This is a genomic window from Nocardiopsis sp. KDC1DS13DA1, assembly GCF_055632325.1.
This window is the reverse complement of sequence record NZ_JBVMUY010000021.1, coordinates 256,218-270,404: the sequence shown is the minus strand read 5'-3', so window position 1 is coordinate 270,404 and position 14,187 is coordinate 256,218. Positions and strand designations below refer to the sequence as shown.

Sequence of the window (14,187 nt, the reverse complement as noted above, 5' to 3'; positions counted from 1 at the left end):
GGTGCCGCCGCCGGGGAGGACGGACGTCCGGAGCCGGAGCTCCGAGGCGTGCCGCCGGGGCGCCGGGTCCGCCGGTTCAGCTCAGCAGGTTGTCGAAGTCGCCGTCCTTGGCGCCCAGGATCATGCAGTCGATCTCCTCCTGGGTGTAGACCAGTGCGGGCCCCGAGGGGAACCGGGAGTTGCGTACGGCGATCGAGCCGTCGCTCAGTCGTGCCATCTCCACGCAGGCGCCCTGGGAGTTGCTGCGCTTGGCCTTCTGCCACGCCGCACCGGTGAGCTCGGTCGCGGTGATGCCGTTGTGTGCGGTCATGCTGTGCTGCTCCTTTGTCACTTGAGGGGAAGTGCTGTGCCGATGCACTGACATATGCACGTGCATCAGCACTGTCACATTCACAACACTAGCGTGACGAGGGCCACTTGTCCCAGGCTTTCGCGTGATGTAAGCGCCATGTAATCGAAGGGTCTCAGTGTGGGGTGCGAAGAACCGACAAAAACATAAAAAAATGCAGAAAACTCCTGGGCGGAACGTCGTTGGGGTGCAGGCGAGAGCCCCACCGGCCGGGTGGCCGGTGGGGCTCGGGGAGGGGGAGGGTGTGGTCAGTGTGTCCTGGGTGAACCGGAGTGGGTGGTCAGGAGCACTCCAGGGCCGTGCTCAGGGCGGCCAGGTTGCCGCGCATGATCGACGGGTAGTCGTCGCCGGGGGACTGGTCGGTCACCCCCTCCAGAGGATCGAGCACGGCGACCTCGGCACCCGACTCGGCGGCGATGGTGTCGGCGGTCGCGGCGGGCATCAGCGGTTCGGTGAAGACCGTGGTGATGTCCCGCTCCGCCACGATGTCCGCGATCGCCGCGATCTGTGACGGGGAGGGCTCGGTGTCGGGGTCGACACCGCTGACGCCGATCTGCTCCAGTCCGTGCGCCTCGGTGAGGTAGGCGAAGGCCGTGTGCCCGACGACCACCTCGCGGCTCGCGCAGTCGGCCAGCCCCGCGTCGTACTCCTCGCCGATAGCCGCCAGCTCCTCGGTCACGGCTCCGGCGTTGTCCTGGTAGGTCCGCGCGCCCTCGGGGTCCAGTTCGGCCATCCGGTCGGCGAGTGCGGCGGCGGCCTCCGCCATGAGGTCGACGTCGAGCCAGAAGTGGGGGTCGAACTCGCCGTGGCCGTGCCCGTCGCCCTCCTCCTCGGCGTGCTCGTCGTGCCCGCCCTCCTCCTCGGCGTGCTCGTCGCCGTCCTCGTGCTCGTGTCCGCCCTCGTCGCCGAGGGGGTGGAGTTCGACCACGCCGGCGACGTCGAGCGCCGCGTCCGCGGCCTCCTGGCCGACGGCCTCGTCCACGGCGGGTTGGAGCCCCGAGACGTAGAAGGCGATGTCCGCCTCGCTGACCTCGCCGATCTGGCGGCCGGTCAGTTCGAGGTCGTGGGGTTCTGCGCCCGGCTCGGTGAGCTGGGTGACGGCCACACGGTCGCCGCCGACCTGACCGGCCAGCCACTCCAGGGGGTAGACGCCGGTGACGAGGGTCAGCGAGGCGTCCTCCGCACCGTCGCCCCCGCTTCCGCCGCTGCCGCACGCGGTGATCATCATCAGTGTCGCGGCGCCGAGGGCGGCGGCCCGCACGGTGGTCCCAGTTCGCATGGGTCCCATCATGCGGGAAAATGAAAACGGTTGTCAATTTGTCCGCTTGGTGGGAAAGATCCCAGGTCGGCGGATCCAGGTCGGCTGGTCCTGGCCCGCCCGCCCCGCACGGGCTCAGTCGGCCTCGGCGAACCGCTCCACGTCCTCGGTGCGGCCGGCGACCACGATCACGTCCCCCTTGCTCAGCACGGTCTCCCGGCTGGCGTACGTGAAGGCCGCGCCGCGGTGCTTGACCGAAACCACCGTGATCCCGTACTTCTGCCGGACCCTGGTATCGGCCAGGGGGAGGCCGATGAGCTCCTTGGGCGCCTTGGTCTTGCCGAGCGAGAACCCCTCCTCCAGCTCGACGTAGTCCAGCATCCGCCCCGACACCAGGTGCGCGACCCGCTCACCCATGTCGTGTTCGGGCAGGACCACGTGGTGGGCGCCCACCTGTTCGAGGATGCGGCCGTGGCGGCGGCTGACCGCCTTGGCCCAGATGTCGGGGACCCCCAGGTCGACCAGCTGCGACGTGGCGAGGATGCTCTCCTCCAGGTGCGACCCGATCGCGACGACCGCGTGGGTGAACTGCGCCGCGCCGATCTGCCGGAGCGCCTCGTCGTCCGTGGCGTCCGCGATCACCGTGTGGGTGAGGGCGTCGGCGAACATCTGGACCAGGCGCGGGCTGGAGTCCATGCCCAGCACCTCCCAGCCGTGGTTGACCAGCTCCAGTGCCATGGAACTGCCGAACCGGCCCAGCCCGATGATCAGGATGCGTTTGTCGGATTCCTTCTTGGTGTACGGCACGGGTCTTCCTTCGGTGGCTGCGGGTGGGTGGGGTTCAACCGATCATCGTCCGGCCCTCGGCCAGGTCGTATCGGCGCTTGCGCTCGCGGAAGGCGATGGCGGTGACGAACGTGACCGGCCCGATGCGGCCGGCGATCATCAGCACCACGAGCAGGAGTTGTGCCCACGGTGGGAGGTCGGGGGTGATGCCCGTGGACAACCCCACCACGCCCACCGCGGAGACCACCTCGAAGAGCGTCTCCATGAACGAGAAGGGCGTTGTGTGCAGGAAGAACACGGTCGTTCCCGCCACCGCCGTCATGGACAGGAAGGTCAGGCTGAGGGCCTGGCGGATGATGTCGGAGGGAAGGCGGCGGCCGAAGACGTGCACCCGGTCGTGGGCGCGCACCTCCGACCACAGGACGAGGAAGAGCACCGCGAGGGTGGCGACCTTGATGCCGCCCGCCGTTCCGGCGCTGCCGTTGCCCACGAACATCATCATGATGGTGAGCAGCAGCGTGGAGTCGTGCATCTGCCCGGTGTCGGTCACGTTGAAGCCGCCGCTGCGCGGCATGACCCCGTGGAAGAACCCGTCGGTGACCCGCGCCCACCAGTGCAGCCCGCCCAGGGTGTCCGGGTTGTTCCACTCCATCGCGATGACGAGCACGCTCGTGACCACGAACAGGAGGGCGCTGGTGACGACGGTCAGCCGTGTGTGCAGGCTCCACTGCTTCGGTGTGCGCCAGTGGCGGCGCAGTTCGAGCAGGACCGGGAAGCCGATCCCGCCGAGCATGACGGCCGCGGCCACGGCCCCGAGGATGATGATGTCCCCCGAGAACCGGGTGAGGCTGTCGTCGTACAGCGACAGCCCCGCGTTGTTGAACGCCGACACCGAGTGGAAGAACGCCGAGTACGCCGCCTCGCCGATCCCCATCCCGTGGCCCAGCCACATCCGCGGCATGACGACCGCGAACGTCGCGGCCTCGATCACCAGGCAGACCAGAGCCACCCGGCTGACGATCCCCCGGACGTCCCCAACCGCCAGGGCCCGGTTCTCCGCCTGCACGTTGAGCTGCATACGCAGGCTGAAGCGCTGCACGAGCGCCGAGCCGAGCAGGGAGGCCAGCGTCATGATGCCGATTCCGCCGACCTGGATCAGCACGGTGACCACCAGTTGGCCGAAGACGGTCAGGTCGCCGCCGATCGAGATGACGGAGAGACCGCACACGGCCAGGGACGTGGTCGAGGTGAACACCGCGTCGACGAGGTCCAGCCCCTGACCGTCGGTGGAGGCGGCGGGTGTCATCAGCAGTCCGGCGCCCAGCAGGTCGGCCCCGAGGAACATCAGGAGGAAGGCCCGGGCGGGTTTGCCCCAGGCGCTGCGCGGCCGGTACGTCGGCTGCTCTCCGGACCGGCGCCGGAACGGAGGAAGGCGGTGCAGGAGGCGGGCGACGCGCCGCCGCGTGGCGCTGGCCGTCTGAGCGGTGCGATCACGCACCGCATCGGGAACCCACCCCATGATCCCGTTTCACCCGAGTTTCCACGTACGCCTTGTCCGGACCTGAACGATTCTGCCACCAGGGCGGGACCGAACGGGTCACCGAACCCGGGTCGTCCGTGGTGTTCAGGCGTGTCGCGCTCCCTCGTGGTCGGCGTGGCCCGGCGGTTCCAGCTGCAGGGTCGAGTGCTCGACGTCGAAGTGCCCGGCCAGGCAGGTGTGGAGTTCGTCCAGCATCCGCCCGCTGTCCCCGAGGCGCTCCTCGTCCACGACCACGTGGGCCGACATCACGGGCACGCCGGAGGTGATGGTCCACGCGTGGAGGTCGTGGACGTCGACGACGGCGGGGTGGCCGAGGAGGTGGTCGCGGACCTCGCCGAGGTCCATGCCCCTGGGGGTGGCCTCCAGCAGGATGTGCACGGCCTCCTTGAGCAGTGCCCACGCGCGGGGGACGATGATGGCGGCGATGGCGAGGGAGATGAGCGTGTCGATCCGGCTCCAGCCGGTCAGCCACAGAACGACACCGCCGATGATGACGCCGACCGAGGCCAGGGCGTCGCTCAGCACCTCCACGTAGGCGCCGCGGACGTTCAGGCTCTCCTCGGCCCCCGACCGCAGGACGAACAGTGCCACGACGTTGGCGACCAGGCCGACACCGGCCACGAGTACGACGCCGGGGCCGGACACCTCGGCGGGTGAGCGCAACCGGTCGACCGCCTCGATGACGATGAAGCCGCACAGGCCGAACAGCGCGAGCGCGTTGACGGCCGCGGCGAGGATCTCGGCGCGCTGGAATCCGAAGGTCCTCTTGCTGGTGGCGGGCCGGGTGGCGATCCACACGGCGGCCAGTGCCAGGCCCACCCCGAAGGAGTCGGTGGCGGTGTGGCCGGCGTCGGCGAGCAGGGCGAGGCTGCCGCTGAACACGGCACCGCCCACCTGGACGACGGCGACGGTGAGCATGAGCCCCAGTGCGAGGGCCAGCCGTCTGCTGTTGGCGGCCCCTGCGGTCATCGTGCCGTGCCCGTGCCCGTGTCCGGCACCCATCGCGCACCCCCTTCGTGGACGGCCGTGTCGGAGGTCACGTTCCGACGCCGACAGACGATTCAGTCATCACTGTTTATACAGTCGAAGCTGTCTATACAGCAACCTATGTACAATGATTTTCATGTTGACCTCCGAGCAGCGCCTGTCCGCCATCCACCGCCTGGGGCGAGCCCTGTCAGACCCCACCCGCAGCCGCCTGCTGTTGGCCCTCCTCGACGGTCCCAACTACCCGGCGGGCCTGGCCGACCAGCTTGGACTCACCCGGCAGAACGTCTCCAACCACCTGGCGTGCCTGCGGGACTGCGGCCTGGTCCGGACCCAGGCGCGCGGGCGCCAGGTCAGCTACGAACTCGTCGACGCCTCCCTCGCCCACGCTCTGGACGACCTGCTGCGCGTCGTGTGGGGAACGGCGCAGCCGCACGTGCCCGCGGACGGCCGCTCCTCCGTGGCCTGAGTCGCCGGCGCTCCGTCCGGGGCGTGGGTCCGGGGGCGCCGTCCGGTCCGGCGGCGCGCTGCGCCCGGGTGCGACATGAGTTCCCGTCCCCCTCCCTCTCGTTTCCGGGGGTCCGTAAATCGACGGTGAAGCGCCCGTTACGTTCGGATGTCCCCGGGGTGTGTGTCGAAGCCCACGTCAACCCGGGGTGTCCCGGACCTGTGGATGATGTCCCCAACTTTGGTCAGGTGTCGACCCTGACGTAAGGCTGACGTCTCCCTGAGAGATCCCTGAACCGGGCCCATGGAGCGGAAGACCCGATATAACGCGACGTATGGTGAGTGTTGTGCCCGTAGGGAGACGGCGTCCGACAACCCGGACCCCGCCCTCGGAAGCCCATCACGCCCCCGCGACATCAACGACATCCGCGACACCCGACGGCAAGTCCGACCGAACGACGCCGTTCGTGTGTGCTGGTTCGTGTGCGCTTCCTCGCGGGGCGGCACACCACCACACGGCAGCGAACTAGGAGCGACAACCCTCATGTCCAGATCGGCGACAACGATCCGTGCCGCGGGTCGACCCCCCGCGGGGAACCCGGACCACGGAACGGAAGGGACGCACACGTGAACCGCCTGTCGAACGCCTCACTCGGGAACCGGGCGCTCGTCCTCCTCATCACCCTCGCGGTCATGGTTTTCGGCGCGCTCGCCGTGACGAGCGCCAAGCGCGAACTCTTCCCCGAGTTCTCACTGCCGATGGTGACCGTCACCGCGTCCTACGAGGGGGCCACCCCCCAGGTCGTGGAGGGCCAGGTCACCGAACCCCTGGAGCAGGCCGTCCAGGGGGTCGAGGGCGTCACCGCCGTCACCTCCACCAGCAGCACCGGAACCGCGACCATCCAGGCCGAGTTCGACTACGGCCAGGAGCAGGGCACGCTGGTCCGTGAGACGCAGGTCGCGATCGACCAGGTCGCCGGGTTCCTGCCCGACGGCGTGGACACCAACGTCTCCTCCATGAACACGAACATGCTGCCCGCCCAGGTCCTCGCGGTGAGCAGCGACACCCTGGAGCAGCCGGACATGGCCTCCACCGTGGAGACGGTCCTCGTCCCGGAGATCGAGTCGGTCTCCGGAGTGCGCTCCGCCGTCCTGATGGGCGTGGGCGAGGAACGGGTCGAGATCACCCCGGACGAGGACGAGCTGGAGTCGGCCGGCCTCACCCCGCAGGACATCGCCCAGGCCCTGGAGGGCAGCGGCCTGCTCATGGCCGGCGGCGCGCTCGACGAGGACGACCGCACGCTCAGCGTCACCACCGGCGAACAGCACACCGACCTCGAACAGATCGAGGACGTGTGGATCCGACCCGCGCAGAGCGCCGCGCCCGTGCCCGGCGCGCCCGCGGCCGCCGCCGAGCCGGTCCAGCTCTCCGAGGTCGCCGACGTCGCGCTGGTCCCGCAGGAGGCCAACGACATCTCCCGCGTGAACGGCGAACCGGCCGTCATGCTCATGGTCATGCCCACGCCCGACGGCAACACCGTCGACATCTCCGCCGGTGTGGAGTCCGTGCTGGACGAGCAGGCCGACCTGCTCGGGGAGGACATCCACATCACCCCGGTCTTCGACCAGGCGCCGTTCATCAACGAGTCGATCGAGGACATGTTCACCGCGGGCTGGATGGGTCTGGCCGCCGCGGTGGTCGTGATCCTGGTCTTCCTGCTGTCGATCCGCTCCACGATCGTGGTCGCGGTCTCGATCCCGGTGTCCATCCTGGTCACCTTCGTGGGGATGCAGGTGTTCGGGTTCACCCTGAACATGCTCACCCTGGCGGCCCTGACCATCGCGATCGGCCGGGTCGTCGACGACTCGATCGTGGTGCTGGAGAACATCCGCCGCCACATGGGCTACGGCAAGGAGCGGATGACGGCGGTCAAGGACGGTGTCCGCGAGGTCGCCACCGCTGTGGCCTCCTCCTCGTTCGCCACCATCGCCGTGTTCCTGCCGATGGCCTTCGTCGGCGGCGAGGTCGGCGAGATCTTCATGCCGTTCGCCGTGACCAGCTCGATCGCGCTCGGAGCCTCGCTGCTGGTCGCGCTGACCCTCACTCCGGTCCTGTGCTACTGGTTCATGCGGCCCAAGGAGGTCGGTGACACCACGCAGGAGGAGATCGAGCGCGAGAGGGCCCGGGCGGAGCTGCGCACGCCGCTCCAGCGGGTGTACGTCCCGATCATCCGGTGGATCACCACCAGGCGGAAGAGCGCCACGGCCATCATCCTGGCGGGCGCCGCCGTCATCTTCGGCGGCACGGTGTACATGGCGACCACCATGGAGACCGACTGGCTCGGCGAGGCCGAGCAGAACACCTACTCGGCTGTGCAGGACCTGGAGCCCGGCACCTCCCTGGAGACCGCCGACGCCGAGGCCGCCAAGGTCGAGGAGCTGCTCGACGGTATGGCCTGGGTGGACGACTACCAGGTCAGCGTGGGCGGCAACGGCAACCCGATGATGGCCGCCGGCACCGACCGGATCAGCTACACCATCACCGCCGACCCCGAGTCCGACCAGTTGCGCAACCGCGAGGTGCTGCGGGAGGAGTTCGCCGCCCTCGACACCGACTACGAGCCCCGGCTCGACGCCTCCGGCGGCATGGGCGGATCGGGCATCGAGGTCCGCGTCACGGCCGAGGACCAGGAGGCCCTGACCGAGGCCGCCGACATGGTCGAGGAGGCCCTGCTCGACATCGACGGCGCCGACGACGTCGTCAACGGGGTGTCCGCCTCCCAGGCCGCCCTGGAGGTGCGCGTCGACGGTGAGGAGGCCGCCGAACTGGGGCTGAACGAGGCCGCGGTCGGCCAGGCGGTCGCCGCCGCCTTCAACGGACGGGGCGTCGGCTCCGCGACCGTCGACGACGTCCGCCGCGACGTGGTCGTGCTGGTCGACGAGGCGCCGGAGAGCCGGGCGGACCTGGAGGACCTCACGCTCACCACGCCCACCGGGCAGGAGGTGAGCCTGGACCGCGTCGCCGACGTGGAGGAGGTCGTGCAGCCCCCGGAACTGACCCGGATCGACGGCGTCACCAGCACCACGGTGTCGGCCAGCCCGACCGCCTCCGACCTCGGCGCGGTGAGCACCGAGATCGCCCAGGCCCTGGACGGGCTGGACATGCCCTCGGGCGCCACCGCCACGCTGGCCGGGGTCAGCCAGGACCAGTCCGAGGGCCTCCTCCAGCTGCTCACGGCGCTACTCGCGGCGATCGTCATCTGCTACCTGATCATGGTGGCGACGTTCAAGAGCCTGGTCCAGCCGCTCCTGCTGCTGGTGTCGGTGCCCTTCGCGGCGACCGGTTCGCTCGGCCTGCTCATGCTGACCGGCACCCCGCTCGGTGCGGCGGCGATGATCGGCCTGCTCATGCTGATCGGCGTGGTGATCACCAACGCCATCGTCCTGATGGACCTGATCAACCAGAACCGCGTGAACGGCATGCCGCTGGGCGAGGCGATCGTCGAGGGCACCCGCCACCGCCTGCGTCCGATCCTCATGACCGCGGCGGGCACCATCGCGGCGCTCGTGCCGCTGGCCACCGGCCTCACCGGCGGCGGTGCGTTCGTCTCCGGTCCGGTCGCGATCGTGGTGATCGGCGGACTGGTCTCGTCCACCCTGCTGACACTGATCCTGGTCCCCGTGCTCTACCAGCTGGTCGAGACGGGCAAGGAACGGCGCGCCGGGAAGCGGGCCGCCCGCAGGGACCGCCGTCGCGCCGAGCGCGCGGCCGCGCGGGGCACCGAGGGCGCGGCCCACCGGTCCGTACCGGAGATGAACGGTGCCAGCGGTTCGGACGAGCCCACGGGCGAACCCGTCGGGCGCTGACGGACCCGGCCCTTCCGCGGGACCGGGAACCGGTCGGCCGGGAAGGCACCGCCCCAGGGGCGCTCCGCACACGGTGCGGGGCGCCTCTGGGCCGTTACGGGCGATATGACGTGCGCCGGTTTCGCAGGGTCACCGGGGAGTTGATTTGTGCTCTCCGGGCACTCCAGGCAGTCTGCGTCACATGGACGAATCGAACAAGAGCCTCGACGACCTGGTCCGCGACGAGCTGGGCGAGGAGCCGTCCCAAGAGGCCAAGGACTACGCACGACAGCTGTACGAACGCTTCCGGCTGCCCGCGCCGACCGACGACGGCGGGGCTGACGAGCCGGTGACGGCCACGGAGTGACGGCGACGGACGGTTCAGGCGCGGCGGCGTACCGCCGAGGGCCCCGGGGTCCTTCGGCCGCCGACGGATCTCAGAGCGGATCGTCGTCGCGCTCCCACACCAGCTCGAACCAGACCTTGCGCCCCATCCCGTCGCCGCGGGGCTCGGCGCCCCACGCGTTGGAGAGTGCCTCGACCAGGTCCAGTCCCCGGCCGTGCTCCTCGGTGTCGTAGGGGTTCCGGTGCTGGGGCCGTGGAGACTCCTCCAGGTTGCCCAGGTCGCGTACCTCCACCCTGGCCCAGCCGGGTGCCTGGTGCACGCAGATCTCGAACTTCCCCGTCGCCCGGCCGGACGCGCTGTGCGTGATGGCGTTGGTGGCGAGTTCGCTGGTCAGGAGGGTCACCGTGGTCAGGTCCGGGCAGGCCGTCAGGTGGCGCGCCACGAACCGGCGCGCGTAGGCGATCTGGCTCGGCAGTCCGGGGAACCGGCGTCTGACCGGTCTGGTTCCGGTGTCGGTGCTGTACGGGGTGGGCTCTTCCATGGATCTCGTCGGACCTTGGTACGGACGGGACGTGGAACGCGGCGGCGAGAACGGGTCCGGAGACGAGAGGGCGGCCCCGGGGTCGGGGACGTGTCGGGTGACCAGGGGACCCTGGGCTGCGGCAGTGTCACACATGGTGGGTTTCACTTCCCGATGACGTGTGTGCGCGGCGGGCGGGGCTAGGTGCGCCGGGCCCTCGTGGCGTCCATGCCCGCGGATGCGGGTCACGGCGCGGTACGGACACACGGATCGGTGCCCCCTGGGTCAGGGAGGGAAGTGGTCTGGTGCCACGGGGCGCGCGGTGTGCGGTGGTCGGCGTGTGGGGTGGGAGGAGCCGCGGGGCTCCCCGCCGGACGGGGGTGGGGCCGAGGGGCGGCCCGTCATGGTTGGTCATGATCGGTAAGGGAGGTGCCCTCCGACACTGGAGGGCGTATTCGCGCTTAGCATACGCTCTGTGCCTCCCCCGAAACCCGGCCGACCTGGCTTGGACAGGATATCCTCCGCTGAACTGGAGAAAGAGGCGAACCGGTGAGGTCGTGGCACGGATCTCGGGCGGGCTACGACGGTGTTTCGTGACTGGTGGGGCCAGCGAGGCGAGGTAACGATTCTGTGAAGCTCCACTGAATTTTGCTGCTTCGCACGGTCTTGCGCACCGGATGTCCGAGGCGACAGGGTATGGCCCATGCCCTCCCGTCGCCCACCACCGTCCAGGGGCCGCTTCGCGGGGGTGTGGAGCACCCTCAGCGGACGCCTGCGGCGCGGTCTTCTTCTCCGTCGCCCACCACCGTCCAGGGGCCGCTTCGCGGGGGTGTGGAGCACCCTCAGCGGACGCCCGAGGTACGGTTCCCCCTCCGAGTCGCCCCTGCCGCTCGGCCTGGGGGTCGAGATCGACCGTTCCGTCCGCCTCGCCGACGAGGGGCACGTCCTGGTCGGGGGTCACGTCCCCCATGCGCTCCGCCTCACGACCGACCAGGCCAGCGCGCTGGTCCGCTGGTCGAGCGGGGCCTTTCCGACCGGCCGTGCGGAGCGGACCCTCGCCCGGCGCCTGATCGACGCCGGGTTCGCCCATCCCCGTCCCGTGGAGGCCGCGGCTCCCGTCGGCCCCGGGACGGTGGACGTCGCCGTCGTCGGCCCGGTCTCTCCCGAGGGTCTGGCGCGGACGTTGGACGACCTCGGCGCCGCCTACCCCGATCTGCGCCCCGTCGTCGTCGGTGCCACCGGGAGGTGCGCCTGGGCGGCCCGGAGCCGAGGAGCGCGGATCGTTCCCGGCGCCACCGGTGGAACGGCCGGAGGGAACGCCGCACCGGGCGTGTGGACCGCCCCTCACGTGGCACTCCTGGCGGCGGGAACGCGCCCCGGACCCGGCTGGCTGGAGACGGCCCTGGGACACTTCGTCGACCCCGGCGTGGCGGCCGTCCTGCCCCGGGTGCTGACCGCCCGGGCCAGCGCTCCCACGTACCCGGAGATGATCGTGGCCGCGGTCGCCGCCGACCGGGTCGGGGCCGACCGGGGAGCCGATCCCGCTCCCGTCCTGCCCTGGGGCCACGCCACCGGGGGGCGGCGACTTCCCGGTACCGCGAACGAACACACCCGTGCCGATCCCCTGAGCCCCGTGCGCGCGGTGGTCCTGCGCCGGGCGGCCGTCGGCCCCGACCTTCTCGGCCCCGCCCCGGGGGAGTGCGCCGACCTGGACGCGTTGTGGCGCCTGACCGAACGCGGGTGGTCGGTGCGCTACGAGCCCCGGTCACGGGTGTGGGCCCCGCCGGTCGGCGATCTGGGCGGCTACCTGCGTGCCTGCTTCACGCGCGGTGTGTCGGCCGGACCGCTCGCCCGGCGCCGCGGACGGCGAGCGGTCGGTCCCGAACTGCCCTGCTCCGGCGCCGCGGCCCTCGCCCTTCTGGCGGCCGGACGCCCGGTACCGGCGTTGGGCGCGATGGCCCTCGGAGCGGCGTGCGGGGTGCGGCGGCTCTCCGGCGGTCCGGGGGACCGGCTTGCGGGGGCGGTGCTCCTGGCGGGCCGGGACCTGCTGTACGCGGCGGGGGTCGGAGGCCGGTGGGCCCGGGGTGCCTGGTGGCCGGTCCTGGCCGGGGTGGCGGTCGGGGCCGGGGCGGTCGCGCGACGCGGGGACGGGGGCGCCGGAGCGCCGGGACCGGCGGGGGCCGTCGGCCGACCCCCCGGAGCTGGGGGTTCCCCGCGGGCCGGGCGGCGCGCGCGGCGCATCGCTGTGGCCGTGGGCGCACTGCTCGTCCTCCCGCATCTGGGGGCGTGGCACCGGGGCCGGGGTGTGGCCCTGGTGGGGCCGGTGACCTGGACCGCCCTGGGGGTGGCCGGGGACGCCGCCCGCTCACTGGGCACATGGTGGGGGGTGGCGAGATCGGGGTCGGCGGCACCGCTCCTGCCGCGCCCGAGGGTGGCCGAGCGTCCGGAGCGGCCCCGGGAGGGTTCCGTCGAAGCGGCGGCGCCCGTGAAGGGGAGACTGCGTTCCATCGTTAGTCGCCGTTAACTCTGGCTACTCACGGTAGCCAGATTCGGTCTAGCTACAAGCGCGATTAACGGCGTTGCCGGTGTCCCTGGATGGGGTTCGGAGGGGGCGGGGCGGTGGCTGTGACATGCGGTTTTCTGGAATGTTTCGATGTTTTTTCGCGGTTGGACCGTTTTGTGAACTTTGGCCGATATGCGGCGTCGATGTCGCAGACTCGATGGTGTAGGGGCTTGTTTTCGCAGCTCAATGTGGTTGATGGTGGCACTGTGTCGTACGCCTCTTGCTGTGAGTACAAGCCTTGACAATTCGCTCGGAGGATGATGTCCAAAGAGGCACCGTTGTCTTTTCTTGATGGGTCGGTGACCTCCGAGTGTCCAACTGTCCCGCAGACTCTTGACATTCCGGTCACGGACCGTGAATCGGAAGGAAGCGTGTTTCGTCGGTCACTGGTTGTCACCCCACCCAGTGGTCCCGGGATCGCGAACGCTTAACGGTGGGATCCACCCGAGCGACGCGCCCCCGGTGCCACGGACATTCCGGTCGTGGCCGGTCGGAACGGATAACGAGCGCCGGGCTCGGTGTGAGGTTCGGAGATAGTTTTGGGCAAGTTCCTGGCCAGGCGGCTACTGAACTACGTCGTGTTGATCTTTCTCGCGACGAGTTTCGCCTACCTGCTCGCGGCCACCAACCTGTACCCACGCGGGTACTTCGAGCAGATGCAGCCCCCACCGTCACCCGAGGCGGTCAACTCCCAACTGGACGCGCTCAACCTCAACGACCAGACGCCGATCGCGGAGCGCTACGTCACGTGGATCAGCGGTGTCGTCGTCGGCGACTTCGGCCAGACCATCCAGGGCGGTGACGTCACCGAGGAGATGTGGCTGAAGGCCGGGGTCACACTGCGCCTCATCACCGTCGCCACCGTCCTCGGCAGCGCCATCGGTATCGCCATCGGCGCCTACGCCGCCGTACGCCAGTACCGGGGGTTCGACAAGGCGGCCACCGCCGCGTCGTTCTTCGTGCTGTCGGTGCCCACCGTCGTGATCGCGCTCTCCGTCCAGGTCGGCGCGAACGCCATCAACGATTTCCTCGGCTTCCAGCTGCTGACCTACTCCGGTGAGTACTCGGCGGGCTTCCAGGGCAACGCGTGGGAGCTGTTCCTCAACCGCGTCCACCACGCGATCCTGCCCACCTTCGTCCTGGCCGTCGCGCTGTTCGCCGCCTTCGCCCGGTACCAGCGGAACATGATGCTGGACGTGCTCGGCGCCGACTTCGTGCGCACGGCGATGGCCAAGGGGCTCACCCGAAGGGCGGCACTGTTCAAGCACGCCCTGCGCACGGCCCTGATCCCGACCATCACCTACTTCACGTTCACCTTCGGTGCGCTGGTGTCCGGGGCGACCTTCACCGAGAAGATCTACGGCTGGCACGGCATGGGCGCCTGGATGATCGACTCGATCTTCAGCCAGGACGTGCACGTCGTCGCCGCCGTCTCCTGGTTCATGGCGATCACGATCATGGCGGCGTCCTTCCTGTCGGACATCCTCTACGCCTGGCTCGACCCGAGGGTGCGGGTGTGACCGTGACATCGACCCACCGCATCCC

General features: G+C 70.1%; 11 protein-coding genes. 5 read left to right on the top strand and 6 right to left on the bottom strand.

Annotated elements, in window-relative coordinates; all coding sequences use genetic code 11:
• Positions 1 to 76: 76 nt before the first annotated feature.
• The 5 genes from ACTVAJ_RS14955 to ACTVAJ_RS14935 all read right to left on the bottom strand — a co-directional run bounded on the left by ACTVAJ_RS14955 (position 77) and on the right by ACTVAJ_RS14935 (position 4,935).
• A complete protein-coding gene (locus ACTVAJ_RS14955) occupies positions 77 to 310 on the bottom strand; it encodes a DUF397 domain-containing protein (RefSeq protein WP_470388750.1) in 234 nt (77 codons plus the stop codon).
• A gap of 319 nt (positions 311 to 629) precedes the next feature.
• Entirely contained in the window at positions 630 to 1,628 is a 999-nt protein-coding gene (locus ACTVAJ_RS14950; RefSeq protein WP_470388749.1) for a metal ABC transporter substrate-binding protein, read from the bottom strand.
• A 114-nt stretch (positions 1,629 to 1,742) separates the two neighbouring features.
• Positions 1,743 to 2,414: a potassium channel family protein gene (locus ACTVAJ_RS14945; RefSeq protein ID WP_470388748.1), complete on the bottom strand. Its 672-nt coding sequence runs from the start codon at positions 2,412 to 2,414 to the stop codon at positions 1,743 to 1,745.
• Between the two features lie 34 nt (positions 2,415 to 2,448).
• Complete coding sequence (locus ACTVAJ_RS14940) at positions 2,449 to 3,891, bottom strand: TrkH family potassium uptake protein (RefSeq protein WP_470388747.1); 1,443 nt, start codon at positions 3,889 to 3,891, stop codon at positions 2,449 to 2,451.
• A 126-nt stretch (positions 3,892 to 4,017) separates the two neighbouring features.
• On the bottom strand, positions 4,018 to 4,935 hold the full coding sequence (locus tag ACTVAJ_RS14935) for a cation diffusion facilitator family transporter (RefSeq protein WP_470388746.1): 918 nt from the start codon (positions 4,933 to 4,935) through the stop codon (positions 4,018 to 4,020).
• Between the two features lie 121 nt (positions 4,936 to 5,056).
• Here ACTVAJ_RS14935 and cmtR point away from each other — a divergent pair, with 121 nt between their 5' ends.
• The 3 genes from cmtR (at position 5,057) to ACTVAJ_RS14920 (ending at position 9,580) form a co-directional block, all read left to right on the top strand.
• Positions 5,057 to 5,389 carry a Cd(II)/Pb(II)-sensing metalloregulatory transcriptional regulator CmtR gene (gene cmtR, locus ACTVAJ_RS14930; protein WP_470388745.1) on the top strand — a complete coding sequence of 111 codons (333 nt, stop codon included), beginning with the start codon at positions 5,057 to 5,059 and terminating at the stop codon, positions 5,387 to 5,389.
• Positions 5,390 to 5,994: 605 nt separating this feature from the next.
• Positions 5,995 to 9,234 carry an efflux RND transporter permease subunit gene (locus ACTVAJ_RS14925; protein WP_470388744.1) on the top strand — a complete coding sequence of 1,080 codons (3,240 nt, stop codon included), beginning with the start codon at positions 5,995 to 5,997 and terminating at the stop codon, positions 9,232 to 9,234.
• A 181-nt stretch (positions 9,235 to 9,415) separates the two neighbouring features.
• The gene (locus tag ACTVAJ_RS14920) at positions 9,416 to 9,580 is read left to right on the top strand and encodes a hypothetical protein (RefSeq protein WP_470388743.1); all 165 of its coding nucleotides are present in this window, start codon (positions 9,416 to 9,418) and stop codon (positions 9,578 to 9,580) included.
• A 70-nt stretch (positions 9,581 to 9,650) separates the two neighbouring features.
• Here the strand turns inward: ACTVAJ_RS14920 and ACTVAJ_RS14915 are convergent, their stop codons facing one another.
• A complete protein-coding gene (locus ACTVAJ_RS14915) occupies positions 9,651 to 10,100 on the bottom strand; it encodes an ATP-binding protein (protein WP_470388742.1) in 450 nt (149 codons plus the stop codon).
• Between the two features lie 682 nt (positions 10,101 to 10,782).
• On the opposite strand from ACTVAJ_RS14915, the gene ACTVAJ_RS14910 reads away from it, so the two are divergent.
• Both ACTVAJ_RS14910 and ACTVAJ_RS14905 read left to right on the top strand, forming a co-directional pair.
• Complete coding sequence (locus ACTVAJ_RS14910; RefSeq protein ID WP_470388741.1) at positions 10,783 to 12,603, top strand: family 2 glycosyl transferase; 1,821 nt, start codon at positions 10,783 to 10,785, stop codon at positions 12,601 to 12,603.
• Between the two features lie 578 nt (positions 12,604 to 13,181).
• On the top strand, positions 13,182 to 14,162 hold the full coding sequence (locus ACTVAJ_RS14905) for an ABC transporter permease (protein ID WP_470388740.1): 981 nt from the start codon (positions 13,182 to 13,184) through the stop codon (positions 14,160 to 14,162).
• The last annotated feature ends 25 nt before the right edge of the window (positions 14,163 to 14,187 follow it).